Source organism: Enterobacter cloacae complex sp. ECL72 (assembly GCF_019056635.1).
GTDB classification, from domain to species: Bacteria; Pseudomonadota; Gammaproteobacteria; order Enterobacterales; family Enterobacteriaceae; genus Enterobacter; species Enterobacter hormaechei_C.
Map to the genome: position 1 here is coordinate 616386 of NZ_CP077659.1, position 26229 is coordinate 642614.

General features: G+C 57.5%; 24 protein-coding genes. 8 read left to right on the plus strand and 16 right to left on the minus strand.

Features of this window, described 5'->3' with window-relative positions; genetic code table 11:
* Positions 1-83: 83 nt before the first annotated feature.
* Entirely contained in the window at positions 84-1760 is a 1677-nt protein-coding gene (ybaL, locus tag KTH07_RS02905; protein ID WP_017383218.1) for a YbaL family putative K(+) efflux transporter, read from the minus strand.
* A 232-nt stretch (positions 1761-1992) separates the two neighbouring features.
* Entirely contained in the window at positions 1993-3213 is a 1221-nt protein-coding gene (locus KTH07_RS02910) for an MFS transporter (protein ID WP_063161965.1), read from the minus strand.
* 164 nt (positions 3214-3377) lie between these two features.
* On the opposite strand from KTH07_RS02910, the gene ushA reads away from it, so the two are divergent.
* On the plus strand, positions 3378-5030 hold the full coding sequence (gene ushA, locus KTH07_RS02915) for a bifunctional UDP-sugar hydrolase/5'-nucleotidase UshA (RefSeq protein ID WP_023303207.1): 1653 nt from the start codon (positions 3378-3380) through the stop codon (positions 5028-5030).
* Between the two features lie 89 nt (positions 5031-5119).
* On the opposite strand, the gene ybaK is transcribed toward ushA, so the two are convergent.
* From ybaK to copA, 3 genes are all read right to left on the minus strand, one after another.
* Entirely contained in the window at positions 5120-5599 is a 480-nt protein-coding gene (ybaK, locus tag KTH07_RS02920; RefSeq protein WP_010428207.1) for a Cys-tRNA(Pro)/Cys-tRNA(Cys) deacylase YbaK, read from the minus strand.
* A gap of 198 nt (positions 5600-5797) precedes the next feature.
* Positions 5798-6592, minus strand: coding sequence for a TraB/GumN family protein (locus KTH07_RS02925; protein WP_023303208.1), 795 nt, complete (start codon positions 6590-6592; stop codon positions 5798-5800).
* A gap of 50 nt (positions 6593-6642) precedes the next feature.
* Complete coding sequence (gene copA / locus KTH07_RS02930) at positions 6643-9141, minus strand: copper-exporting P-type ATPase CopA (protein ID WP_063161964.1); 2499 nt, start codon at positions 9139-9141, stop codon at positions 6643-6645.
* Positions 9142-9249: 108 nt separating this feature from the next.
* On the opposite strand from copA, the gene cueR reads away from it, so the two are divergent.
* Positions 9250-9660 carry a Cu(I)-responsive transcriptional regulator gene (cueR, locus tag KTH07_RS02935; protein ID WP_017383222.1) on the plus strand — a complete coding sequence of 137 codons (411 nt, stop codon included), beginning with the start codon at positions 9250-9252 and terminating at the stop codon, positions 9658-9660.
* Here the strand turns inward: cueR and KTH07_RS02940 are convergent.
* The 3 genes from KTH07_RS02940 to KTH07_RS02950 all read right to left on the minus strand — a co-directional run bounded on the left by KTH07_RS02940 (position 9657) and on the right by KTH07_RS02950 (position 12029).
* Positions 9657-10109: an NfeD family protein gene (locus tag KTH07_RS02940; RefSeq protein ID WP_063161963.1), complete on the minus strand. Its 453-nt coding sequence runs from the start codon at positions 10107-10109 to the stop codon at positions 9657-9659. The genes cueR and KTH07_RS02940 overlap by 4 nt on opposite strands.
* Positions 10106-11020, minus strand: a complete 915-nt coding sequence (locus KTH07_RS02945; RefSeq protein ID WP_003858941.1) for an SPFH domain-containing protein — start codon at positions 11018-11020, stop codon at positions 10106-10108. Before KTH07_RS02945 ends, KTH07_RS02940 begins: the two co-directional genes overlap by 4 nt.
* A gap of 154 nt (positions 11021-11174) precedes the next feature.
* Positions 11175-12029 carry a hypothetical protein gene (locus KTH07_RS02950; protein ID WP_015571236.1) on the minus strand — a complete coding sequence of 285 codons (855 nt, stop codon included), beginning with the start codon at positions 12027-12029 and terminating at the stop codon, positions 11175-11177.
* A 142-nt stretch (positions 12030-12171) separates the two neighbouring features.
* On the opposite strand from KTH07_RS02950, the gene fetA reads away from it, so the two are divergent.
* Both fetA and fetB read left to right on the plus strand, forming a co-directional pair.
* Complete coding sequence (fetA, locus tag KTH07_RS02955) at positions 12172-12843, plus strand: iron ABC transporter ATP-binding protein FetA (protein ID WP_015571235.1); 672 nt, start codon at positions 12172-12174, stop codon at positions 12841-12843.
* Positions 12836-13618, plus strand: a complete 783-nt coding sequence (fetB, locus tag KTH07_RS02960) for an iron export ABC transporter permease subunit FetB (protein WP_017383223.1) — start codon at positions 12836-12838, stop codon at positions 13616-13618. The genes fetA and fetB overlap by 8 nt, the downstream gene beginning before the upstream one ends.
* A gap of 51 nt (positions 13619-13669) precedes the next feature.
* On the opposite strand, the gene KTH07_RS02965 is transcribed toward fetB, so the two are convergent.
* The 3 genes from KTH07_RS02965 to tesA are packed head-to-tail and all read right to left on the minus strand — an operon-like array spanning position 13670 to position 16005.
* Positions 13670-14524 carry a co-chaperone YbbN gene (locus KTH07_RS02965; RefSeq protein ID WP_017383224.1) on the minus strand — a complete coding sequence of 285 codons (855 nt, stop codon included), beginning with the start codon at positions 14522-14524 and terminating at the stop codon, positions 13670-13672.
* Positions 14525-14582: 58 nt separating this feature from the next.
* On the minus strand, positions 14583-15392 hold the full coding sequence (locus tag KTH07_RS02970; RefSeq protein WP_006809829.1) for an SDR family oxidoreductase: 810 nt from the start codon (positions 15390-15392) through the stop codon (positions 14583-14585).
* Positions 15373-16005 (minus strand): multifunctional acyl-CoA thioesterase I/protease I/lysophospholipase L1, encoded by a 633-nt coding sequence (tesA, locus tag KTH07_RS02975; protein WP_003858933.1) that lies wholly within the window; start codon positions 16003-16005, stop codon positions 15373-15375. The genes KTH07_RS02970 and tesA overlap by 20 nt, the downstream gene beginning before the upstream one ends.
* On the opposite strand from tesA, the gene ybbA reads away from it, so the two are divergent.
* From ybbA to KTH07_RS02990, 3 genes are all read left to right on the plus strand, one after another.
* Entirely contained in the window at positions 15976-16662 is a 687-nt protein-coding gene (ybbA, locus tag KTH07_RS02980; RefSeq protein ID WP_032620376.1) for a putative ABC transporter ATP-binding protein YbbA, read from the plus strand. The two genes, tesA and ybbA, sit on opposite strands and share 30 nt — an antisense overlap.
* Positions 16659-19073 carry a putative ABC transporter permease subunit YbbP gene (ybbP, locus tag KTH07_RS02985; RefSeq protein ID WP_017383227.1) on the plus strand — a complete coding sequence of 805 codons (2415 nt, stop codon included), beginning with the start codon at positions 16659-16661 and terminating at the stop codon, positions 19071-19073. The genes ybbA and ybbP overlap by 4 nt, the downstream gene beginning before the upstream one ends.
* Before the next feature lie 182 nt (positions 19074-19255).
* Positions 19256-20401, plus strand: a complete 1146-nt coding sequence (locus tag KTH07_RS02990) for a porin (RefSeq protein ID WP_101429135.1) — start codon at positions 19256-19258, stop codon at positions 20399-20401.
* A 125-nt stretch (positions 20402-20526) separates the two neighbouring features.
* Here the strand turns inward: KTH07_RS02990 and mnmH are convergent, their stop codons facing one another.
* The 5 genes from mnmH to ppiB form a co-directional block, all read right to left on the minus strand.
* The gene (mnmH, locus tag KTH07_RS02995) at positions 20527-21597 is read right to left on the minus strand and encodes a tRNA 2-selenouridine(34) synthase MnmH (RefSeq protein ID WP_023303211.1); all 1071 of its coding nucleotides are present in this window, start codon (positions 21595-21597) and stop codon (positions 20527-20529) included.
* An 84-nt stretch (positions 21598-21681) separates the two neighbouring features.
* The gene (purK, locus tag KTH07_RS03000) at positions 21682-22749 is read right to left on the minus strand and encodes a 5-(carboxyamino)imidazole ribonucleotide synthase (protein ID WP_023303212.1); all 1068 of its coding nucleotides are present in this window, start codon (positions 22747-22749) and stop codon (positions 21682-21684) included.
* The gene (gene purE / locus KTH07_RS03005) at positions 22746-23255 is read right to left on the minus strand and encodes a 5-(carboxyamino)imidazole ribonucleotide mutase (RefSeq protein WP_023303213.1); all 510 of its coding nucleotides are present in this window, start codon (positions 23253-23255) and stop codon (positions 22746-22748) included. The genes purK and purE overlap by 4 nt, the downstream gene beginning before the upstream one ends.
* Positions 23256-23374: 119 nt before the next feature.
* Complete coding sequence (lpxH, locus tag KTH07_RS03010) at positions 23375-24097, minus strand: UDP-2,3-diacylglucosamine diphosphatase (RefSeq protein ID WP_023303214.1); 723 nt, start codon at positions 24095-24097, stop codon at positions 23375-23377.
* 3 nt (positions 24098-24100) lie between these two features.
* The gene (gene ppiB, locus KTH07_RS03015; protein ID WP_000256009.1) at positions 24101-24595 is read right to left on the minus strand and encodes a peptidylprolyl isomerase B; all 495 of its coding nucleotides are present in this window, start codon (positions 24593-24595) and stop codon (positions 24101-24103) included.
* A 175-nt stretch (positions 24596-24770) separates the two neighbouring features.
* On the opposite strand from ppiB, the gene cysS reads away from it, so the two are divergent.
* Positions 24771-26156: a cysteine--tRNA ligase gene (cysS, locus tag KTH07_RS03020; protein ID WP_017383232.1), complete on the plus strand. Its 1386-nt coding sequence runs from the start codon at positions 24771-24773 to the stop codon at positions 26154-26156.
* Positions 26157-26229: the final 73 nt, after the last annotated feature.

Below are 26229 nucleotides of genomic sequence, written 5' to 3' on the forward strand. Positions count from 1 at the left end.
GCAACCTGTGGTTGCCGTTTTTAGTTTTTGTTCCCTCTCCCTGTGGGAGAGGGCCAGGGTGAGGGCATCAGGCCGCACAAAACTTACCCCGTCACCGCCTCTTCAACCGGCGGTTTCGTCAGCATTGTCAGCATCGTATTCGCAATCTCACGCTCACCCATCACCACCTGATTCGCGCCGCGCTCGGTGATGTACTCCACTTCGTCATCATAATGGGCGCGGGCAATGATTTCGATATGTGGGCATTTTTCACGGGCTGTGGCGACAATCTCGCCAGCCTCGTAACCGTTCGGGATAGTGAGCAGCAGCCAGCGAGCGCAGTCCAGATGCGCCAGATTCATAATCTCTTCGTTAGCCGCGTTGCCCAGCACCGCGCGGATGCCGCGCTCGCGAAGCTCGTCGACGCGAGTGCGGGAGGTTTCAATCACTACCAGGGGGATCCCCTGGGCCATCAGCTTCTCACCGAGCAGGCTGCCGACGCGGCCAAAACCGACCAGCAGCGCGTGGTTGCAGATATCTACGGGGATCTGTTTCTCCTCCTCAATCGCTTCTTCCAGGGTTTGCTCTTCGAGGGTTTCGGTCTTCTCGAGATATTTCTCCAGCAGGGCAAACAATACCGGGTTTAGCATGATGGAGAGGATCGCCCCCGCCAGCACCAGATTTTGCCCCGCCTGTGGCAGCAGGTTCAGGGCCATCCCCAGACCAGCAAGAATAAAGGCGAACTCGCCAATCTGCGCCAGGCTGGCGGCGATGGTCAGCGCCGTGCGCGGCGAGTGACCGAACATCCGTACCAGGAAGAAGGCGGCAACGGACTTACCAAAGATGATGATTGCCAGCGTACCCAGCACGGCCAGCGGCTGCTGAATGAGGATCAGCGGGTCGAACAGCATCCCGACGGAGACAAAGAACAGCACCGCGAATGCATCACGTAGCGGCAGGGTATCGTGCGCGGCACGGTGGCTCAGCTCGGACTCGTTCAGCACCATCCCGGCGAAGAACGCGCCCAGCGCAAAGGAGACGTCAAACAGCTCGACGGCGCCAAAGGCAATGCCCAGCGCCAGCGCAAGGACCGAAAGCGTGAACAGTTCACGCGAGCCCGTGGCGGCGCTGCGGGACATGATCCACGGCACCAGACGGCGGCCCACCAGCATCATGATGGCGATAAACGCCACGACTTTACCGATGGTAATGCTCATATCCAGCGCCAGCGAGGCGAAGCCGATATTCTCTTTTTCCATCATCCCGGCAACGGCAGGCAGCAGAACCAGCGTCAACACCATTACCAGATCTTCAACAATCAGCCAGCCTATCGCGATTTGTCCGCGCTGGCTGTCTATCAGCTGTCTCTCTTCAAGCGCGCGCAGCAGCACCACGGTACTGGCGGTTGAAAGACACAGCCCAAATACGATACCGGTCATGATTGACCAGCCCAGCACCGCCGAAAGCGCCATGCCCAGCAGCGTCGCCACCCCTATCTGGGCGATCGCTCCCGGTATGGCGATCGACTTTACCGCCATCAGATCCTTCAGGGAAAAATGCAGTCCGACGCCAAACATCAGCAGGATCACGCCCAATTCCGCCAGCTCAGGCGCCAGTTTGGTATCTGCGACAAAACCCGGCGTAAAGGGCCCTGCCAGCACGCCCGCCAGCAAATAGCCTACAAGGGGCGAAATACGCAGTTTATTGGCAATCATGCCGAGAATAAAAGCGAGCACAAGTCCACCAACAATGGTGGTGATAAGCGGTGTGGCGTGGTGCATTCCGTCTCCTTTCGCGATGGGTGATCCATTTTTGGTGCAAATACCAAAAAGCCGATTAATAGTTTATGACAATTTTTACGCTTATGTTTATGAATAATTGTTGAAATCACAATAAAAAGGCAATAAGCATGAAAAAAGGCAGATTTTGATAAATTTGCTGAGGGGAGGGAGAGGAAAGCCTTATGGCATCAGGTTATCCGGCTGCCAAAGTTTAACTTTGGCAGCCGTGAAGTCACGCTTTATGACGATTGTCAGGCAGGAATATGGTCAACATCCCCAGAAGTGGCAGGAAAGCGCAGATTTTATAGACCAGGAAGATGCTGGTGTGGTCTGCAACCATCCCCAACACGGCTGCGCCAAGGCCGCCCATGCCAAAGGCAAAACCGAAAAAGAGGCCGGAAACCATACCGATACGTCCCGGCAGCAGCTCCTGCGCGTAGACCAGGATGGCTGAAAATGCCGATGCGAGAATAAAACCAATAATCACCGTCAATATTCCGGTCCATTCCAGCGTTGCGTACGGTAAAACAAGCGTAAACGGCGCGACGCCGAGGATAGAGCCCCAAATCACATATTTACGTCCAATTTTATCCCCTACAGGGCCGCCTATCACCGTGCCTGCCGCCACCGCAAACAGGAAGGCAAAGAGGTGGAACTGGGCGTTTTGTACTGATAATCCGAATTTTTGCATCAGATAGAAGGTGTAATAGCTGCTGATGCTCGCCATATAGAAATATTTCGAGAAAATCAGCACCAGCAGCACGCTGACGGCAAGGATCACCTTATTGCGCGGAAGGGGATTGGTTATCTTCGCGGCAGGTTTTCCCTTATGTACGCGATGCTGCGCGGCATACCAGCGGCTGATTTGCGCCAGGACGACAATCGCCAGCAGCGCGGCCAGCACAAACCACGCCACGTTGCCTTTGCCGTAAGGCGCGATAATTACCGCCGCCAGCAGAGGACCGAGGGAGCTACCAAAGTTACCCCCCACCTGGAACAGAGACTGCGCCAGCCCGTGACGTCCGCCGGAGGCCATACGTGCCACGCGGGACGATTCCGGATGGAACACCGATGAACCGGTTCCCACCAGCGCCGCGGCAACCAGTACCGCCTCAAAGCTGCCCGCCATGGCCAGCAGCACCAGCCCGCTCAGGGTAAAGCACATCCCAATGGGCAGCGACCATGGCATCGGGTATTTGTCCGTCCAGTAGCCCACCACCGGCTGTAGCAGCGAAGAGGCCAGCTGGAAGGTCAGGGTGATCATCCCGATCTGCACGAAGGTTAATGAGAACTCAGATTGCAACAGCGGGTAGATCGCCAGAATCAGCGACTGGATCATGTCGTTGAGCAGATGAGAGAGACTGATTGCGCCTAATACTTTAAAGGAAGTGCGCGATTTCGGCGGCGACGCCGGAGCGCCCTGGACGGGCTGGGTTGATTCACTGATTGCCATAAATACCACGTCGATTTGTTATTAGAGATGCAGGGAGTAATTATTATCCGACTAACATACCCGTCCGTGACATTTGAAGAAAGTCGCAATTCTGAAAACTTATTTGTCTATTCTTGTGAGTCACTGTAATTTTTGCGTTTGTCTATGGGTCAGGGAGAGAGAAGATGAAGTTAATGAAGCGTGGCGTCGCGCTGGCGCTCATCGCCGCATGGGGGCTGACAAGCCAGCCCGCGCAGGCGTATGAAAAAGATAAAACCTATAAAATTACCATTCTGCATACTAACGATCATCACGGCCATTTCTGGCGCAGCGAATACGGTGAATATGGCCTGGCGGCGCAAAAAACGCTGGTGGACGGCATTCGTAAAGAGGTCGCGGCCCAGGGCGGCAGCGTCCTGCTGCTGTCGGGCGGGGATATTAATACCGGGGTGCCGGAATCTGATTTACAGGATGCCGAGCCTGATTTCCGCGGCATGAATTTAATTGGTTACGACGCGATGGCGGTCGGAAACCACGAGTTTGATAATCCGCTGAGCGTGTTGCGCCAGCAGGAGAAGTGGTCCAAATTCCCGTTCCTTTCCGCCAATATTTATCAGAAAAGCACCGGCGAGCGCCTGTTTAAACCGTGGGCGCTGTTTAAGCGTCAGGATCTGAAGATCGCGGTCATCGGCTTAACCACCGACGATACGGCCAAAATTGGCAACCCTGAATTTTTCACCGACATCGAATTTCGTAAACCGGCGGACGAAGCGAAGCTGGTGATCCAGGAGTTGCAGCAGAATGAAAAACCGGATGTGATTATCGCGACCACCCACATGGGGCATTACGATAACGGTCAGCACGGCTCTAACGCGCCGGGCGACGTGGAGATGGCGCGCAGCCTTCCTGCGGGCTCGCTGGCGATGATTGTGGGCGGTCACTCACAGGATCCGGTCTGCATGGCTTCTGAGAATAAAAAGCAGGCAGATTATGTGCCCGGCACGCCGTGCGCGCCTGATCGTCAGAACGGAATCTGGATTGTACAGGCCCACGAGTGGGGTAAATACGTTGGCCGCGCGGATTTCGAATTCCGTAACGGTGAAATGAAGCTGGTGCACTATCAGCTCATCCCGGTCAACCTGAAGAAGAAAGTGACCTACCCGGATGGCAAAAGCGAGCGGGTACTCTACACGCCAGAGATCGCTGAAAACCAGCAGATGCTCTCTTTGCTGACGCCGTTCCAGAGCAAAGGGAAAGCGCAGCTGGACGTGAAGATTGGCACGCTTAACGGACGACTGGAAGGGGACCGCAGCAAAGTCCGCTTTGTACAGACCAACATGGGGCGTCTGGTGCTGGCCGCGCAGATGGCGCGCACGAATGCTGATTTCGGCGTGATGAGCGGCGGCGGTATTCGTGATTCCATTGAAGGCGGAGACATCACCTATAAAGACGTGCTCAAAGTGCAGCCGTTTGGCAACGTGGTGGTCTATGCGGACATGAGCGGGAAGGAGGTGATTGACTACCTGACCGCCGTGGCGCAGATGAAGCCGGATTCCGGGGCGTATCCGCAGTTTGCTAACGTCAGCTTCGTCGCGAAGGACGGCAAGCTTAACGATCTCAAAATCAAAGGCGAACCGGTTGATCCGGCGAAAACCTACCGCCTGGCAACGTTAAGCTTTAACGCCACCGGCGGCGACGGCTATCCGCATATCGATAACAAACCGGGCTATGTAAATACCGGGTTTATTGATGCGGAAGTGTTGAAGCAGTTTATCCAGCAAAATTCACCGATTGACGTGAACATGTATGAGCCGAAAGGCGAGGTGAGCTGGCAGTAGTGCGTTTTTTTGCCGGGTGGCGGCTTCGCCTTACGCGGCCTACATTTGAATCGTAGGCCCGGTAAGCGCAGCGCCACCGGGCAATTTTCTCAATCCCGGCGCGCAATATCCGCAAATTTCGCGTCCAGCATTTTCGCCAGATCGCCTGCGGCCAGTTCGATATCCAGCCCGCGTTTGCCGCCAGAAATATAGATCGTCTCAAATTCCTGCGAAGGCGCATCGATCAGCGTCGGCAGACGCTTTTTCTGGCCGAGCGGGCTGATCCCGCCGACCAGATAACCCGTTGTGCGTTGCGCAACCATCGGGTCAGCCATATCGACCTTTTTCGCTCCCAGCGCTTTGGCCACTTTCTTCAGATCAAGCTGTCCGGCGACGGGCGTCACTGCCACGGCGAGGTGCTTCATATCGCCGTTCACCGCGACCAGCAGCGTTTTGTAGACCTGGTCCGCGTTCAGCCCCAGCTTGCGCACCACTTCATCACCAAAGTTGGTTTCGTTCGGATCGTGATCGTATGTGTGGATCCGGAAAGAAATTTTGTTTTTTTCGAGTAATTTAACGGCGGGAGTCATGGCTATCCTTCTTACGACAGACGATTCATACCAGCAGCATACGCCTGACGTTTGTCTAAAAAATAGCACCATCTTGCGCAATAGTATTGGCAGTGATGGTTACTTTGAGCGACAATCGGCGTAGCCGAAGGTCACTTCGGTATAATAAAAACGATGAAATTCCTCTTTGACGGGCCAATAGAGATATTGGCCATTTTTTTATTTCAGCAGCGACGGCAAATTCCCTTCTCCGTACAAATGCAACGCGCCAACCGCGACAACATAACGACCGGCAGGCAGGGCATATAGTATCTCCCGCCACGCCTGGTTGCGCGCGTTCATCAGCACATCATACAACGATTCACTGAACGTCGACGGTAACGCCAGCTTACCGTCTGCGGGCGGCGCATCCAGCCACCAGCCAATCATCGTTTGCAGCAGACGCGCGTTGGTGTGCCAGTGGGTCAGGGTATCATCCAGCAGCATCAGGCCGTCATCGGGAAGCTGGCGAAGAAGCGCAATCTGGCTGTCCGTGCCTTCCAGTTCAATGACGGACAGGTTGCGCGCCCTTGCCGCATTCAGCAGTTGATAATCGATACCGTAATCGCCGCGCAGCCCCAGGCGCTGCGCCTGGGTGGCCTGTAACACCATGGCAATTTGCCACAGGGGCAGAGTGTCGAGCATTGAGAGCGAGACGCCGGTCTCATCCGCAAGACGGGTAAGCTCAGCCAGCTGCGTCCCGTTAAGACGTTCCGCCAGGGGGCGATCGCTTTCCAGCCCGGCAAACGGCGATTCATGGCCGGAGATGTCGGCTTCGACGATCAGCGCGTCGGCGCGCTTCAGCAGTTTAATCAGGCCGGAGGGCAGGGGGGACATGTCCTGCGTGCCCATATGAATGCTTCCCACCAGGTGCAGATGCTGCCCGCCCGGAAGCGAAATATCCATACCGGGCCAGGCATAACGGCGGGGAAAAAGGGCGCGAAACGATGTTTTTAGACGATTAAACAGACCCATACGCGCTCCATGATCGGAAAGGTTCATGCTAGCGCGTACGGGTACAAGGTTCAATCCTTCGGTTTAAACCGCAGCAGACGGTTAGCGTTGCTCACCACGGTAATTGACGAGAGCGCCATCGCCGCACCCGCAACAACCGGGTTCAGCAGGGTACCGGTCAGCGGCCACAAAATCCCGGCGGCAATCGGAATGCCGAGCGAGTTATAGACGAAGGCCCCCAGCAGGTTCTGCTTCATGTTGCGCAACGTGGCTTGCGAAATCGCCAGCGCATCCGCCACCCCCATCAGGCTGTGGCGCATCAGGGTGATCGCCGCGGTTTCAATGGCGACATCGCTCCCGCCGCCCATCGCAATGCCTACGTCAGCCTGCGCCAACGCCGGGGCGTCGTTGATGCCGTCGCCCACCATCGCCACCTGGCGACCCTGACTTTGCAGGTTCTTGATGGCGTCCGCTTTGCCGTCCGGCAGCACGCCCGCGATCACCTCATCAATACCGGCTTCTTTCGCAATGGCGTTGGCGGTGGTCGGGTTGTCCCCGGTCAGCATCACCAGACGATAGCCCGCGCGGTGCAGGCGCTGTAAGGCATCTACGCTGTCCTGGCGTAACGGATCGCGCACGGCCAGCAGCGCCGCCACCTGACCATCCCTCGCCAGCAGAACCGGCGTCGCGCCCTGAGAGGCCTGCGCGTTTAGCTCTGCGTCCAGCGCGGACGTATCAACGCCGTGTTCAGTCAGCAGTGCCTGGTTGCCCAGCAGCAGCGTATGGCCTTCGGCTTCACCGCTGACCCCTAAACCGCGCAGGGTGCGGAAGTTGCTGACCTGCGGCAGACGGCCATCACCGGCTTTCTCCAGGATGGCGCGCGCCAGCGGGTGGCTGGAACCTTGTTCCAGCGCGGCGGCAAGGCGCAGGGCGTCCGTCTCCGTACAGCCAACGGTACTGACGGCCACCACCTGCGGTTTGCCCTCGGTGAGCGTGCCGGTTTTATCAAAGACAAGGGTGTCCAGCGTGCTTGCCCGTTGCAGGGCGTCAGCATCACGGACCAGTACGCCAAATTCGGCGGCGCGTCCGACGCCAGAGATAATCGACATCGGCGTGGCCAGGCCAAGGGCACAAGGGCAGGCGATGATCAGCACCGTGGTGGCGATCACCAGGGTGTAGACAATCTGCGGCGCCGGGCCGAAGAAATACCAGATCGCCGCGCTCAGCAGGGCAATACCGACGACCACCGGCACAAAAATGGCGGAGATTTTATCGGCAAGCTGACCAATCTCCGGCTTACTGCTCTGCGCCTGGCGGACCATGCGAATGATGCGTGACAGCGTGGTATGGCTCCCGACCGCGCTGGCGCGGAACAGTACGCTGCCGTCCTGTACCACCGTACCCGCATGCACCGCATCGCCCTGAGATTTCTGCTGGGGTATCGGCTCGCCGGTCAGCATCGCTTCATCCAGCCAGGCATCGCCCTGGGTGATTTCACCGTCGACGGGCACGCGGTCGCCGGTGGTCAGGCGCAGCGTCATTCCCGGCTGTACCTCTGAGAGCGGAACGCTTTTTTCCCCGTCGTCCGTGACCACGCGGGCCGTCGGCGGGGTTAAATCGAGTAATCTTTCCAGCGCTTTCGACGAGCGCTGACGCGCGCGGGCTTCGAGCATATGGCCTAAGTTAATCAGACCGATAATCATCGCACTCGCTTCATAATAGAGATGGCGCGCCTCCATCGGGAACCACTGCGGCCAGACGTTCACGCTCATCGAATACAGCCACGCCGCGCCGGTACCGAGCGCGACCAGCGTGTCCATCGTCGCGGTGCGGTTTTTCAGGCTCTTCCAGGCGCTGGTATAGAAATGTCCGCCAGCAAACACCATCACCGCAAGGGTAATCAGACCAATCACCAGCCACAGGGTGCGGTTGTCAGCGGTGACCATCATGTTGTCACCCATCATGCCCCACACCATCACCGGAATACCGACCAGCAGGGCGACAATCGCCTGCCAGCGGAAACGCTTCATAGTGGCGACAGCCGTTTCCTGCTGGCGCTCGCGGCGCTCGGCATCATCTTCGATGGCCTCCGCCCCGTAGCCCGCTTTCTCCACGGCCTGCACTAACTCTGAGGCGGAGGCGCTGCCCATCACCAGCGCAGTACGCTCCGCCAGGTTTACCCGTGCCTGTGCGACGCCCGGTACCGCCTGTAAGGCGTTTTGTACCCGGGAGACGCAGCTGGCGCAGCTCATGCCATTGATCAGCAGCTGTTGGCTGTCATCAATATCATCAGCTACCGGAAGCTCAGGAGTGGCCGCTGTCAGTGCTTCCGACGGGGATGATGACTCTGCCAGCGGTTTAGCCTTTGGGTGGCTTAACTCCGCCCCGTAACCGGCCTGTTTAATGGTATCAATCAGCGCGTCGGCGCTGGCGCTGCCGGTCACGGCGGCATGATCGATACTCACCTCAGCGCTTTCCACGTCAGGACGCTGCTCCAGGCTTTCTTTAACGCGTTTGACACAGTGGCCGCAGGAGAGGCCGTCCAGTGTCAGGTCAATAGTGTGAGACATAACAAAACTCCCGTATAATGTTCTGGTCAATTGTTGACCTTCACTCTGCTTTTCGCTAACTGTTATGAAGGTTAAACCTTCCATCAAGGGGAAGGTCAAGGGGGAAATGTGAATATCAGCGATGTTGCGAAAAAAACCGGCTTAACCAGCAAAGCGATTCGCTTTTATGAGGAAAAAGGGCTGGTGACGCCACCGTTGCGCAGTGAGAACGGCTACCGCAGCTATACGCAGCTGCATCTTGATGAACTGACGTTACTGCGCCAGGCAAGACAGGTAGGATTTAACCTTGAAGAGTGCGGCGAGCTGGTTAACCTGTTTAACGATCCGAAACGCCACAGTGCCGACGTGAAAAAACGTACGCTGGAAAAAGTGGCGGAGATCGAACGCCATATCATCGAATTACAGGCGATGCGTGAGCAACTGTTACAGCTGGCAGAATCCTGCCCGGGAGATGACAGCGCCGAGTGCCCGATTATCGACAATCTTTCCGGCTGCTGCCACCGTAAAACCCACGCCTAACAGGCTTTAACCCGCAGGGTAATGCCTTCCACCGCAATGACCTCAACCCGCGTGCCGGCGCTGAGGTCATCGTCGGCCACCACCGGCCACGAACTGTCCCCCACGCGCATATGACCGCGTCCGTTGATCAGCGCGTTATCAAGCGTAAAGCGTCTACCCACGATCTGCTGCCCACGCTGGTTGAGGTGCGCGTCGACCGGCTTCTGCGCCTTCACCCGTTTGTTCAGCCAGCGCCACCACAGCCAGGCGGCCAGCAGCGTCAGCACGGCAAACAGCGCGCCCTGCCACTCCAAGCCGACAGGCAGCAGCCAGACGACCAGCCCGGTAATCACCGCGGCAACCCCGCTCCACAGCAGATAACCGTTGCCGCCAAGCATCTCGGCGGCCAGCAGTAAACCGCCAAGGCTTAGCCAGAACGCATGAGGATGTGCAACGATGAGCTCAATCATTTTTTACGCTCGTTTCCGCCGTCTTTGATCAACTCGGCAATTCCGGCGATAGATCCCATCAGACTGCTGGCATCCAGCGGCATCATTACCACCTTGCTGTTGTTCGCGGAGCCGATCTCCTTCAGCGCATCGGTATATTTTTGCGCGACGAAGTAGTTCACGGCCTGGATATCCCCGGCGGCAATCGCCTCGGAGACCATTTGCGTCGCGCGGGCTTCCGCTTCTGCCGAACGTTCACGCGCTTCCGCCTGGAGGAAGGCAGACTGACGGTCGCCCTCGGCTTTCAGGATCTGCGACTGTTTTTCCCCTTCCGCTTTCAGGATTTCAGCCTGACGCACCCCTTCGGCTTCAAGAATATAGGCACGCTTGGTACGCTCGGCCTTCATCTGCGCGTTCATGGAAGCAATCAGCTCTGCCGGTGGGCGCACGTCGCGGATCTCAATGCGGGTCACTTTGATCCCCCACGGATTGGTGGCTTCATCCACAATGTGCAGCAGGCGGGTATTTATGCTGTCGCGCTGGGAGAGCATTTCGTCCAGCTCCATTGAGCCAAGCACGGTACGGATGTTGGTCATGGTCAGGTTGACGATCGCCAGCTCCAGGTTGCTCACCTCATAGGCCGCTTTCGGCGCATCAATCACCTGAATAAAGCAAACCGCATCGATGGTGACGTTGGCGTTATCCTTGGAGATGACTTCCTGGGAAGGGATATCCAGCACCTGCTCCATCATATTGATCTTACGCCCAATTCTGTCCATGAACGGGACGATCAGGCTTAAACCCGGCTGAAGAGTATTGGTGTAGCGACCGAAGCGTTCGACGGTCCACTGGTAACCCTGCGGGACAATTTTGACGCCTGCGCCCACGATAACCAGCGCAACGAATATAAGGACAGGAACAACGATGAGCATAAAAACCTCCTGTTTTGCATGCCGTAACGAGAAAAACTGCGTATTTGTTGAACGTAAGTATATCGGCTAACGAACAGGATTTCGCCCCTGTAAAGAGGTGGGAACCGGACTGGCAGAAATAAAACGCCCCGTTCGGGATGCGGGGCGCAAAGCGTTACTTTTCAGACCAGGTATAGCTGAAGTCAGTGATAAACCCATCCCCGGCGTCAGCGATAGCTTTTGATAAGCCCTGATAGTATTTTTCCAGGCCGATGGCCTCTATCTGCTGGATCTGCTCGCGAACGGGAGCGCAGAACAATACCGCATTGCCCGCCCCGACACGTTTGTTGTTCGGCGGCAGATCGCCGGTAATCGCCTTAAACCAGGTTCTGATCCCTTGCTTTAAGCTGTGCGGCGCTTTTGTAAGATCCTCCTGGCCGGTCAGCACCTGTAGGGTAGGGAATTCATTAGCATTGACGGCGGTTTTCATACGCGCAAAGAACGCGGTAAAAAGCTCAAAAGAGCCGAGGTCTGTGACGCGAGGCTTGGTGGTTTTTCCGTTTTTATTGCCCATTTTTCCGGCAGGGGCTGTAGGCGCCGGAACCACATTGACCTTATGCAGATCCAGACCAAACAGCAGATTGCAGTGCGCCCGGCGCTCTTTAAGCGGATAGGACATCAGCACGTCAATAAACGCCGTCGCCTTCACATCGGCCAGATCATGGTTAATCAGCCATTGCGAGCGGGCAAATTCCGCGGGGGAAACGAACCAGTCCGGCACCTCAGTAAAGCGTCTGGATTTACCCTTGCCGTCAAACTCGAGAAAGTAAGCCCCATCATCGAAAGCAAAATAGCAGTTTTTAAAGCTACCGATTGTGGTGTTAACGATGAGCGCCTTCTTAACAAAATCGACCACCTCTGCACCCATGACAAAACGCGTGAGTTCAGAAGAATTGATGACTTCCATTAATGTTTCCACATCAGGAACACCAGGCTTCAGGGAAGAGAACTCATAAAAGATATGTGTCATGTTGCTGACTTCCTGTAGTTATAGAGGTGACAATTAGCGAGCAAAAAGTTTAACACTTGCTATAGGTTAAGGCTATTCGCGCTGCGTAGCGGAAAGGATTATGCTAAAGGCTGTTCTTATTACAGCGGTTAATGGAATCGGAATGAATAATAAAAAAAATCTTCTGGATATCAGGGATGTTGGCTTTCGTGTGGGTGATAACACCATCCTTCAGCACGTTGATTTTTGTCTCTCTCCGGGCGAATTTAAACTGATAACTGGCCCCTCCGGCTGCGGCAAAAGCACCCTCCTGAAAATCGTGGCTTCGCTACTGAGCCCAACGGAGGGAACCATCCTGTTTGCAGGAAAAGATATCGCCACGCTTTCACCGGAAAGCTATCGCCAGCAGGTGTCATACTGCGTGCAAACGCCGTCCCTGTTTGGCGACACGGTGTACGACAATCTGGTTTTCCCCTGGCACATCCGCAACCAAACGCCTGATCCAAAAAAGTTTACCGACGATCTGACTCGGTTCGGGCTTTCGCCGGAGACGCTGACCAAATCGATCGCCGAACTGTCGGGAGGGGAAAAGCAGCGCGTCTCGCTGATCCGTAACCTGCAATTCTTGCCGAAGGCGCTGTTGCTGGACGAAATCACCAGCGCGCTGGATGACGCTAACAAGCGCAACGTCAATGACATTATCCATCGCTACGCCCGGGAGCAGAATATTGCCGTGCTGTGGGTGACGCATGATTCAAATGAAATTACCCATGCGGATGATGTCATCACGCTCAGGCCGCAGGGCGGGAAAATGGAGGAGGCTCATCGTGGGTGAACATAACATAACCAACGAATCGCTGGCGCTGTCGATGGTCCTGGTGCTGGTGGCGATTGTGGTCAGCTACCGGGAAAAGCTGGGGCTGGAAAAAGATATTCTTTGGAGTATCGCCCGCGCGGTCATTCAGCTCATCATCGTCGGCTATGTGCTGAAATACATCTTCAACGTCAATCATGCCGTGCTGACCCTGTTGATGGTGCTGTTTATCTGCTTTAACGCGGCATGGAACGCGCAGAAACGCAGTAAATACATCGATAAAGCGTTCATTTCGTCGTTGATCGCCATCACTACCGGGACCGCGTTAACGCTGGCGGTACTGGTACTCTCCGGCTCGATAGAATTTACGCCGATGCAGGTGATCCCCATTTCCGGGATGATTGCGGGCAATGCGATGGTGGCGGTCGGGTTGTGCTACAACAATCTGGGGCAACGGTTCAGCAGTGAACAGCAGCAGCTTCAGGAGAAGCTAAGCCTGGGCGCGACGCCGAAGGTGGCCTCTGCGCGGTTGATCCGCGACAGCATTCGCTCTTCGCTGATCCCAACGGTGGATTCCGCCAAAACGGTGGGTCTGGTGAGCCTGCCGGGCATGATGTCGGGGCTGATTTTTGCCGGTATCGATCCGGTAAAAGCGATTAAGTACCAGATTATGGTGACGTTTATGCTGCTCTCTACGGCGAGCCTGTCCACCATCATTGCCTGCTACCTGACCTATCGGAAGTTTTACAACGCGCGCCACCAGCTGGTGGTGACGCAGTTGAAAAAGACGGGGTAATATCGGCTTTTGTAGGCCCGGTAAGCGTTAGCGCCACCGGGCATTTTTTTACTAGTAGAGCAACGCGTACAGCTGACGACGATATTTCGACGCCAGCGCGTCACCGGTACCCAGCGCGGCCAGGATCTCCTGGAACATCTTCCGCGCCTGTCCGTCTGCGGCGCCCAGGTCCTTCTGAAGATGGCTAAACAGCAGCTCCAGCGCCTCTTCGTTACGCCCCACCTGATGAAGCTGAAGCGCCAGCTGGCTTGCCAGCGCGGCATCCTGCGGGTTGTCCGCAACCTGCTGCTGAAGCTGTTGAATTTCAGGGGTATCGGCCGCCTGTTTCAGCAGGTCAATCTGCGCCACCAGACCCTGATAACGGGTATCCTGATCCTGCATCGGCACCGTTTTCAGCACGGCTTCCGCGTCTTCAGGGCGGTGCAGCGCAATCTGGGTCTCTGCCAGCAGCAGACCAATCTGGCTGTTCTGGTTCGACAGCTGCCACGCGTCTTTTAACAGCGGCAGCGCCTCGTCGTACTTACCTTCCTGCATCAGCGCCATGGCTTCCTGCGCTTTCAGCTCTTCTTCGCGCGGCAGAACTTTATCCAGCAGGGCGCGGATCGCCTCTTCCGGCTGCGGCCCCTGGAAGCCATCCACCGGCTGACCGTTCTGGAACAGGTAGACGGTTGGGATCGCGCGCAGGCCAAACTGGGAAGCCACCATTGGTTCGGCGTCACAATCCAGCTTCGCCAGAATGAACTGACCGTTGTACTGCGCGGCAAGGCTTTCCAGGACCGGCGTCAGTTGCAGGCAGTGTTGGCTGCGTTCAGACCAGAAGTAGAACAGCACCGGTTTAATCATTGACTGTTCGAGCGTCTGTTGCAGGTTAGCTTCAGTTATGTTGACGATATTCTGTACGGACATGCGGCATTCTCTTTTATCGGTTTACTCTTTACATGGGGGTAAGCGTCGTCGCTTCAACTCAACCCTGCAAAATTTTGTCCATCATCCGCCCCGGCAGCAGGCGTTTCAACCAGCCGACGGCATGGGTTACCAGCGTGACCGGATAGCGCATTTTAGGGGTATCGCTCTCAAACGCGTGGCGCACTTTGGCAACGACGGCTTCTGGCCCAAGCGTAAAACGCGCCGCGATGCCGGGGTTTTCGACCGGTTTGTCCGCCTGCGTCTGGTTAACGTTTTCCGTAAAGCGGGTGCGGATCGGGCCCGGTTCAATCAGGCTGACCTTAATACCGCTGTGGCGCAGCTCCATGCGCAACGCATCGGACCAGGCTTCAAGCGCATATTTGCTGGCGGCGTAAGCCCCGCGGCCCGGCGTGGAGATCAGGCCCATGACCGAGGAGGTCATCACGATGCGCCCTTCGCCGTGCGGCAGCATGGCGGGGAGAAGGCGCATGGTAAGCTGATGCGCCCCGAAAAAGTTTGCGGAGAACTGCTGCTCCAGCTGTTCCCGTGAGAGAGTCTGTAGCGGGCCGTACACGCCGTAGCCCGCATTGTTGAAGAGACCGTAAAGACGGTTGTTGGTCAGGGCGATAACCTCATCGGCGGCCTGCTCTACGCTCTCTGGCGAATCGAGATCCAGCAGAATGCCGGTAAATCCCAGCCCTCGCATGCGTTCGACATCCTCGGGTTTGCGGCAGGCTGCCAGTACCCAAAACCCCTGACGTTTCAGTTCAAGGGCGCTTTCAAGGCCAATTCCGCTGGAACATCCTGTTATTAAGACCGATTTTTGCATAACTTTACCTGTCAGGTTCTCAGCTGTTTGACGAGTCATGTTTTACTAAAGGAGCCAGCCGGGTTGCCATCCAGTCGGCAATGAACGGCTGGGCATCGCGATTGGGGTGAATGCCATCATCCTGCATCCACTGGGGTTTCAGATAGACCTCTTCCATGAAAAATGGCAGCAGCGGAATATCAAACTCTTTGGCAAGCTTAGGATAGATCGCGCTAAACGCCTCATTATACCGACGGCCGTAGTTGGCGGGCAGGCGAATTTGCATCAGCAGCGGCTGGGCATTGGCGGCCTTAATGGTCTGCAAAATGGTCCGCAGCGTTTGCTCCGTTTGCTGAGGCTGGAAGCCGCGCAAACCATCATTACCGCCCAGTTCAACCAGCACCCAACGCGGTTGATGCTGCTTAAGCAGGGCAGGCAGGCGCGATAAGCCTTGCTGCGACGTATCGCCGCTGATGCTGCCGTTCACGACAGACGCCCGGGACTGCCATTTATCATTGAGCAGGGCGGGCCAGGCCGCACTGGCGGCCATACGATAGCCCGCACTCAGGCTGTCGCCCAGAATCAATAACGTGTCCGCAGCCGCCGCGCGGAAGGTCATCAGCATCAAAAACAGGAAGGGCAAATGCCAGCGGAAAACATTGTTGAAGTTCATCGTCTTAAGAAGTCCGTCGGTCAGGGAGAACACGAGCTTTCCATCCTCACCGGAGTTGAACTCGTTGTCAAACGTGCCGAAACCATCGCCCTGATTGGTGAATCCGGTTCCGGTAAGTCCACGCTGCTGGCCATTCTCGCCGGTCTGGACGATGGCAGCAGTGGGGAAGTGAACCTGGTCGGCCAGCCCCTCCACGCGCTTGATGAAGAGGCCCGCGCCGCGCTGCGTGCCCGGCATATCGGGTTTGTCTTTCAGTCATTCATGCTGATCCCGACGCTGAACGCGCTGGAAAACGTTGAGCTGCCCGGCCTGCTGCGCGGTGACAATACTCGTGAAAGCCGCGATCACGCGAAGGCGTTGCTGGAACAGCTGGGGCTGGGCAAACGTCTCGACCACCTTCCGGCACTGCTTTCCGGCGGTGAGCAGCAGCGCGTGGCGCTGGCCCGGGCGTTTAACGGCCGCCCGGAAGTGCTGTTTGCCGATGAGCCAACGGGCAATCTCGACCGTAAAACCGGGGACAAAATTGCCGATCTGCTGTTTTCCCTCAACCGCGAGCACGGCACCACGCTGATTCTGGTTACCCACGATCCGCAGCTGGCCGCCCGCTGCGACCGCCGCCTGCGGCTGGTGAACGGTATTCTTCAGGAGGAAGCATGATTGCCCGCTGGTTCTGGCGCGAGTGGCGCTCGCCCTCGCTGCTGATTGTCTGGCTGGCGTTGAGCCTGGCGGTGGCCTGCGTGCTGGCGCTCGGTAGCGTCAGCGATCGTATGGAGAAAGGGCTTAGCCAGCAGAGTCGGGAATTTATGGCCGGGGACCGGGCTCTGCAAAGTTCTCGCCCCGTGCCGCCGGGCTGGATTGAGGAAGCGCGCAAAGAGGGGCTGAAGGTAGGGGAGCAGATCACCTTTCAGACTATGACCTTTGCGGGCGACACGCCGCAGCTTGCAAGCGTAAAAGCCGTGGATGACATCTACCCGATGTACGGTGACTTACAAACCAGCCCGCCGGGGCTAAAACCGACGGCCGGTACGGTCCTGCTGGCATCGCGACTGATGGCGCTGCTGAACCTGAAACCCGGCGACAGTATCGACGTCGGCGACGCGACACTCAAAATTGCCGGGGAAGTGGTGCAGGAGCCCGACTCTGGATTTAATCCGTTCCAGCTTGCGCCGCGCCTGCTGATGAACAGCGCTGATGTGGCGAAAACCAACGCCGTCCAGCCGGGAAGCCGTGTCACCTGGCGGTATAAGTTTGGCGGGACGCCTGCGCAGCTGGAGGCGTACGAAAAATGGCTCCTGCCGCAGCTCAAGCCGGAACACCGCTGGTACGGGCTGGAGCAGGATGACGGGGCGCTCGGCAAATCCCTCGAACGTTCCCAGCAGTTCCTGCTGCTGTCGGCGCTGTTAACTCTGCTGCTTGCCATTGCGGCGGTTGCCGTGGCGATGGGGCACTACTGCCGCAGCCGTTACGATCTGGCGGCGATCCTCAAAACCCTCGGCGCGGGCCGCGCGCAGCTGCGCAAGCTGATTGTCGGCCAGTGGCTGATGGTGCTGGCGTTGTCGGCTCTGACCGGCGGGGCGATAGGGCTGCTGTTTGAAAAGCTGCTGATGGTGCTGCTCAAACCGGTACTCCCCGCCGCATTACCGCCTGCCAGCCTCTGGCCGTGGCTGTGGGCCATCGGCGCGATGACGACGATCTCCCTGCTGGTAGGGTTACGCCCGTACCGGCTGCTGCTCGCCACCCAGCCGCTGCGCGTGCTGCGCCGCGATGTGGTGGCCAGCGTCTGGCCGCTGAAGTTCTACCTGCCGGTGATTATTGCGGTGGCGGTCGGGCTGTTGGCCTGGCTGATGGGCGGCAGTACGTTGCTGTGGGCGGTGCTGGCGGGCGCGGTGGTGCTGGCGCTGCTGTGCGGCGTAGTGGGCTGGATACTGCTTAATGTCCTGAGAAAGCTGACAGTTAAATCACTCCCCATACGGTTAGCGGTTAACCGACTGCTGCACCAGCCGTGGTCTACCCTCAGCCAGCTCTCGGCATTTTCGCTGTCGTTTATGCTGCTGGCGCTTCTGCTGGTGCTGCGCGGGGATCTGCTGGATCGCTGGCAGCAACAGCTTCCGCCGGAAAGCCCGAACTATTTCCTGATCAACATTGCTCCCGAACAGGTGACGCCGCTGAAGGGTTTCCTGTCTGAGCATCACATTATTCCGGAATCGTTCTATCCGATCGTGCGCGCCCGCCTGACGCAGATCAACGGCCAGTCGACGGAGGGAAATAAGGATGAATCGCTCAATCGCGAACTCAACCTGACCTGGCAGGCGAAACGTCCGGACCATAACCCGATCGTTGCCGGCACCTGGCCGCCGAAAGCGGGGGAAGTGTCGATGGAAGAGGGGCTGGCGACACGCCTGAACGTGAAGCTCGGAGACAGCGTGACCTTCACCGGCGATACCCAGGATTTCACCGCCAAAGTCACCAGCCTGCGCAAAGTGGACTGGGAAAGCCTGCGACCAAACTTCTTCTTCATCTTCCCGCCGGGTGCGCTGGACGGACAGCCGCAGAGCTGGCTCACCAGCTTCCGCTGGGAAAACGGCAACGGCATGCTGACGCAGCTTAACCGGGAATTTCCGACGGTGAGCCTGCTGGATATCGGCGCGATCCTCAAACAGGTCGGGCAGGTGCTGGAGCAGGTGAGCCGCGCGCTGGAGGTGATGGTAGTGCTGGTGACCGTCTGCGGCGTGCTGTTGCTGCTGGCGCAGGTGCAGGTGGGCATGCGTCAGCGTCATCAAGAGCTGGTGGTCTACCGCACGCTGGGAGCCAGTAAACGGCTGCTGCGCGCCACGCTGTGGAGCGAATTTGCTCTGCTCGGTCTGGTGGCGGGCCTGGTGGCGGCCATCGGGGCGGAAACCGCGCTGGCGGTACTCCAGAGCAAAGTCTTCGACTTCCCGTGGGAGCCCGACTGGCGGCTGTGGCTCACGCTGCCCGTCTGCGGCGCCGTGCTGCTGTCCCTGTGCGGCGGCTGGCTCGGAACCCGGCTGTTGAAAGGTAAAGCGCTATTCCGCCAGTTTGTCAGCTAGTTTACTGACGTGATGATGACGCACCGGCATTTCTGCTGGTGCGTCATTGCTTAACGGCACAAATCGTTAATGCCCCTGCATTTAGTAGCACAAAACATTAAAAAACCGCCCACACAGCCCGAATTTTTCCGGTTAATATTCACCAGCTAAATATTTAGCAGCGTGTCTATCAAGGAAAAAGAATGACTATAAGAAAAACAGCGCTGGCGACAACGATCGGCGCAGCAGTGGCATTGGCTTCTTTCGCATCTCAGGCGGAAATCACCCTTCTGAAACAGGATCCGCAGGCGGGTAACCCGCTGAGCCGCCTGAACTTTACCGTTGGCGGCAGTATTCGTCCTCAGTTCCAGAATATGACCGGTGATGACGGCAAAAACAGCTACAAGCGCAACGGCTTTGACGGCGGCACCCGCTTCCGTTTCGCTGCGGATTACTACCTGTTCGATGACATCAGCTGGATCAGCTACTACGAGCTGGGTGTGAACATTCCGGCGCAGTTCAACTGGGATCATCACTACGCCGACGGCGCGCACGACACCTCTCGTCGTATGCTCTACACCGGTCTGAAGAGCGACACCTTGGGTACGCTGACCTTCGGCCAGCAGAACAGCGTGTACTATGACGTAGTGGGCGCAAAAACCGATATCTGGGACTACGACATGATTGGTCAGGCGCCAGGTAACGGGATCAACGGCGACTATGACGGCTCTTACCGTTCACGCCAGATGCTGAAGTACAAGAAAACCGTGGGCGATGCTGACATCTACGCCTCTTACCTGTTTGAAGACAGCGAATACCTGCCGGGCAACGGCCTGCGTTACAAACGTAAAGGCGGCGGTTCACTGGGTATCGATTATCACCTGACTACCGATCTGACCTGGGGCGCAGCGTGGAACTACACCCGCGCGGACATGCGTAACCCGGACAACGGCGACAGCAAATCCTACGACCAGAATATCCTTGGTACCGCCCTGAGCTGGACGCCGGATAACTGGACCTTCTCCGCAGGCGGCGGCTGGTATCAGAACTTCCTGACCACCAAAAAAGTGTCCGTTAACGACTACTTCGCCGGTGATGCATGGGGTATTGAATACTTTGCGGGTTACAAGTTCCCGGTTGGTCAGTATGCGGTGAAATCCATCCAGCCGTACTTCATGGGCGACCGTATTGAGTACGTGAATGGCCGTAACTACCAGCGCATCGACAACGGTGTGGGTATCAGCTTCCAGCTGGATTACGGTTTCCGCGTGGATTACGAACACGTGTTCACCTCCAGCACCGACAACCTGGGCGATATGAACCTGGTGCGTCTGCGTTACGACTTCTAAGTTGTCATGTAGGGTGCGGCCTGATGCCCTCACCCTGACCCTCTCCCACGGGGAGAGGGAAAAAACATTAAAAACGGCAACCCAGGTTGCCGTTTTGCTTTTACCTCGCCACCCGGCTTTATTTTTCAGCGATCGAGCCACTCAGCAATTTCTTCGTACGTCCCGCGATACACAATCTTCTCCGCCTTTTTCTCCAGCTGATAGCCGTACATCGGGTCGTAATAGTCCTTCAGCAACGGCACAAGCCAGCTGAAGTGCGCGTCAGTGCTGCCAGTACGCTGTTGCTCGACAAGCGCGGCATCCAGCAGGGCGGTAAATTCCGCAAAGCGTTGCAGCCCCAGACGGCGACGAATGGCGTACAGGCCGTGATGCAGATATTCGCTGTACGCTTTCCAGCCCGCCTCTTCACCGTAGGCGGCAGAAAAGTCGGCCCACATGTGGACGAAATACTCTTCGCGCAGGCGCTCAAGACGGATCTCAAACGGATCCTCGACCACTACGACAGGCGCTTCAGCCATGCGGTCGCGCAGGCACTCCGGCAGGTGGTTAGAGCCAATCATCCGGCCCTCGTCTTCAAGCACCCAGCGCGCGGCGTCTTTTTTCAATAGCTCAACCGCAAGGTGATTCTCGAAGCTCGCCTGAGAAAGCTGCGGGGTGAGCGTGCGACCAAACGACGAGCCGCGATGGTGCGCCAGCCCTTCCAGATCGATGCCCTGCGCATGCTGCTTCACCAGCAGCGTTTTACCGTTACCGGTACAGCCGCCGATAAGCACCATCGGCTTTTGTGACTGCTCAATGGTCACCTGAATCGCCGTCTGACGCAGGGCCTTATAGCCGCCGCGGATCAGCGGATAATCGATTCCCGCCTCTTTCAGCCAGGCCTGGGAGATGTGTGAGCGCTGGCCACCGCGCGCGCAGCAAAGGTAGCCCTCAGGATGGGCAAGGCTGGCTTCCCGCCAGGCGCTGATGCGCGCCTCGCGCGTCTCGCCGTTGACCAGGCTATGGCCGAGCGCCAGCGCGGCGTCCGGACCCTGGCGTTTATAGCAGGTGCCGACGGCGGCACGCTCATCGTCGTTCATTAATGGCCGGTTGAGTGCGGCGGGCATCGCACCCTGGGCAAATTCGATCGGCGCGCGAACGTCGATTAAAGGGGTATCGGACGCGAGGATCGCGCGATAGTCCGTTCCATCGTTCATGGTGGTTCCAGAAGAAAACTGAGCAGCAATGGGCGGGGATTGTACGCCGGGGAAGGGGAAGGTCAACTCCCCGGCGAGGGATACTTACTTCAGTTTTGACTGCGCCCAGACAATACCGCTCGCATATTCTGGCGGCAGCAGGGGAACAATCGCTTCCAGCGTGGCGCTCAGTCGGTCCGTGTCGGTATCGTTCAGGTTCAGGTGGCCGACCTTACGTCCCGGACGCACCTCTTTGTCGTACCAGTGCAGGTGCACCAGCGGTAGCTTCAGCCAGTTGTAGTTCAGATCGGTGCCGATCAGGTTGATCATCACCGAGGGGCTGGTCACCACCGGCTGCGGCAGCGGCAGATCGGTGATGGCGCGCAGGTGCAGCTCGAACTGGCTGATGGAGGCGCCGTTTTGCGTCCAGTGGCCGCTGTTGTGCACGCGCGGCGCAAGTTCGTTGATCAGCAGACCCGACGGCGTGACGAAACACTCCATCGCCATCACGCCCACATAGCCCAGCTCATGCATAATGGCAGACAGCATCTCTTCCGCCTGCGTCTGCTGGTCAGCATTGGCGTGCGGGAAGGCGACGCTGGTGCGCAGAATGCCGTCCTGATGCAGGTTATGCGTTAGCGGGTAAAAAACGGTGTGCCCGTCATGCCCGCGCGCGCCAACCAGCGACACTTCACCGCTGAAGTTAATGCCCTGCTCAACAATGCACTCGCCGTAGCAGTCGTCCGGCAGCTCGGCGGTGTCGTTCGCGCGCAGGCGCCACTGCCCGCGGCCGTCGTAGCCGCCGACGCGACGCTTCACAATCGCCAGGTCTCCCAGCATCGCAAAGACGTCATCCCACTCGCGCTTATCGGAAAGCAGCTGCCACGGCGCGGTCGCGAGGCCGAGCTTGTCGAAAAGCTGTTTTTGCGTGAGACGGTCAGCAATGATCGGAAAGACGTCGCGGTTCACAAAGGCGTTATGGCGCGCCAGCTCGCGGGTCAGGGCGGTTTCCGGCCAGCGTTCAATTTCGGCGGTGATCACGCTCTGATGGAACGGCACGGCTTCCGGCTCGGCATCCAGCCCGACGGGCCAGACGGCAATACCCAGCGGCTCACCGGCCTGACGCAGCATCCGGCCAAGCTGACCATTACCAAGAACGCAAACCTGCTTCATGCTGCACCCCGCGGATCCGGGTTATCCAGCACCTCATCGGTCTGGGTTTTACGCCACTCCGCCAGACGCTGATGTAACTCTTTATCATGCGTCGCCAGGATCTGCGCGGCCAGCAGGGCGGCATTTGCCGCACCCGCTTTACCAATCGCCAGCGTACCGACGGGAATACCGCGCGGCATCTGGACGATAGAGTAAAGGCTATCCACCCCGCTTAACGCGGCGCTTTGCACGGGAACACCCAGTACCGGCACCAGCGTTTTGGCGGCAATCATGCCCGGCAGATGTGCTGCGCCGCCCGCACCGGCAATGATCACCTCGTAACCGTTCTCTTCGGCGCTTTCGGCGAAGCTGAACAGTTTATCCGGCGTACGGTGCGCGGAAACCACTTCGACGTGGTGCGGAACATTCAGGATTTCAAAGATTTCGGCGGCGAATTGCATGGTAGCCCAGTCGCTTTTGGACCCCATCACGATGGCGACACGCGCCGGATTATTGCGGGAAGACATGCGTCTTAAAACTCCTGTGGTGCGGAACACACTGCTTTCGAGGGCACAGAGAATAGCATGTAATACCGGCAAGGAAAACGGTTGCGTGGTCGGGAAATGAGCGAAAAGACGGGGAGGCGTTAAAACGGGAAGGCGATCAGTTCAACACCTTCCGGCGTGACTTTGACCATCGATCCTTCGCTGTGCCAGGCGCCTAAAACCACGCGATGGGCGGGCTCGCCGTTGGCGATAAGGGAATGTACATCGGGACGATGGGTATGGCCGTGGATCAGCCACTGAACGCGATGCTTCTCCATCACCTTCACCACCGCCTGCGGATTGACGTCCATGATGGTCATCGATTTGCTGCTGTTGGCGGCCTTGCTGCCCGCGCGCATTCTGGCGGCGATGCGGTTGCGGATAAACAGCGGCAGGGCGAGGAACACTTTCTGGATCCACGGGGTGTGAACTTTGGCGCGAAACGCCAGGTAGCCGGTATCGTCAGTGCAGAGCGTGTCGCCGTGCATGATCAGAATATTGCGGCCATAGAGGTTGAGCACCTGCTCTTCCGGCAGCAGCGTCATACCGCTCTCGCGGGCGTAGCGCTGGCCGATCAGGAAATCACGGTTGCCGTGAATGAAATAGCAGGGGACGCCGGAATCCACCAGTGCTTTAATGGCCGCCGCCATCTCACGGTGCAGCGGGTTCGGATCGTCGTCGCCAATCCAGGCCTCAAACAGGTCGCCCAGAATGTACAGCGCGTCGGCGCTTTTCGCTTCACCGCGTAAAAAACGCAGAAAACCGGCGGTTATCGCCGGTTCTTCTGTTTGCAGATGCAGATCCGCAATAAAGAGTGTCGCCACGAATTACTCGCTGACGGTCACGCTTGTGATCACAACGTCTTCTTTAGGAACGTCCTGGTGCATACCGCTGCGGCCAGTAGAAACGGCTTTGATCTTGTCGACCACGTCCATCCCTTCAACCACTTCTGCGAATACGCAGTAGCCCCAGCCTTGCAGACTTTCGCCAGAGAAGTTCAGGAAGTCGTTGTCCGCTACGTTGATGAAGAACTGTGCGGTCGCAGAGTGTGGCGCCTGAGTACGGGCCATTGCCAGCGTACCACGGGTGTTTTTCAGGCCGTTGTTCGCTTCGTTTTTGATCGCTTCTTTCGTCTCTTTCTGGCGCATGCCAGGCTCGAAACCGCCGCCCTGGATCATAAAGCCGTTGATCACACGGTGGAAAATAGTGTTGTTGTAGAAACCTTCGCGGCAGTAGTCCAGGAAGTTTTTAACTGTTTCAGGCGCTTTGTCATCAAAGGTTTTGATTACGATATCGCCATGATTAGTGTGGAAAGTAACCATTTTTGCATCCTGTTCCGTTATTGTGGTGCGTCGACCCATGCTCGGGTCACATATAGGGGCTTGTTATAGCATAACCACAGGACACGATCACCTTGCATTGTGTGCTGACCGTACTCCGAATTATGGGTATTATAAGGAACAAACAATCCACACACGTGTTTACATGGAATCTTCGATGTTAAAAATCTTTAATACAATGACGCGCCAAAAAGAGGAATTTAAACCTATCCATGCCGGGGAAGTCGGCATGTACGTGTGTGGTATTACGGTTTACGATCTCTGTCATATCGGCCATGGCCGTACCTTTGTCGCGTTCGACGTGGTGTCACGCTACCTGCGCTTCCTGGGCTACAACCTGAAGTACGTGCGCAATATCACCGACATCGACGACAAAATCATTAAACGTGCTAATGAAAATGGCGAAAGCTTTGTCGCGCTGGTGGATCGCATGATCGCCGAAATGCACAAGGATTTTGATGCCTTAAATATTCTGCGCCCGGACAGCGAGCCGCGTGCGACCCACCATATCCATGAAATCATTGATATCACCCAAAAGCTGATCGAGCGCGGTCACGCCTATGTGGCGGACAACGGCGACGTGATGTTCTCGGTGCCGACGGACCCAACCTACGGTGCGCTTTCCCGCCAGGATCTGGACCAGCTCCAGGCCGGTGCGCGCGTGGACGTGGTGGACGTGAAGCGTAATCCGATGGACTTTGTGCTGTGGAAGATGTCCAAAGCGGGCGAACCGAGCTGGCCATCCCCGTGGGGCGAAGGGCGTCCGGGCTGGCACATTGAATGTTCCGCGATGAACTGCAAGCAGCTGGGCAACCATTTCGACATCCATGGCGGCGGTTCGGATCTGATGTTCCCGCACCATGAAAACGAAATCGCGCAGTCCACCTGTGCACACGGCGGCGAGTACGTGAACTACTGGATGCACTCCGGGATGGTGATGGTTGACCGCGAGAAGATGTCGAAATCGCTGGGTAACTTCTTCACCGTGCGCGACGTGCTGAAGTATTACGACGCGGAAACCGTGCGCTACTTCCTGATGTCTGGCCACTATCGCAGCCAGCTGAACTACAGCGAAGAGAACCTGAAGCAGGCTCGCGCTGCGCTGGAGCGTCTGTATACCGCCTTGCGCGGCACCGATAAATCTGTTCCGGCCGCAGGCGGTGAGGCGTTCGAGGCCCGCTTCGTTGAGGTCATGAACGACGACTTCAACACCCCGGAAGCCTACTCCGTGCTGTTCGACATGGCGCGTGAGGTGAACCGCCTGAAGTCAGAAGATATGGCGGCGGCCAATGCGCTGGCGTCTCATCTGCGTAAGCTCTCTTCCGTGCTCGGCCTGCTGGAGCAGGAGCCGGACCTGTTCCTGCAAAGCGGCGCGCAGGCGGACGACGGTGAAGTGGCGGAAATTGAAGCACTGATCAAAGCACGTCTCGAAGCGCGTCAGGCGAAAGACTGGGCGGCGGCGGATGCGGCGCGTAACCGTCTGACCGAGATGGGCATTATTCTGGAAGACGGCCCGCAGGGAACCACCTGGCGTCGTAAGTAGGTCCGTAACGCCCGGTGGCGCTAACGCTTACCGGGCCTACAAAATCACGACCGTAGGCCGGGTAAGGCGTAGC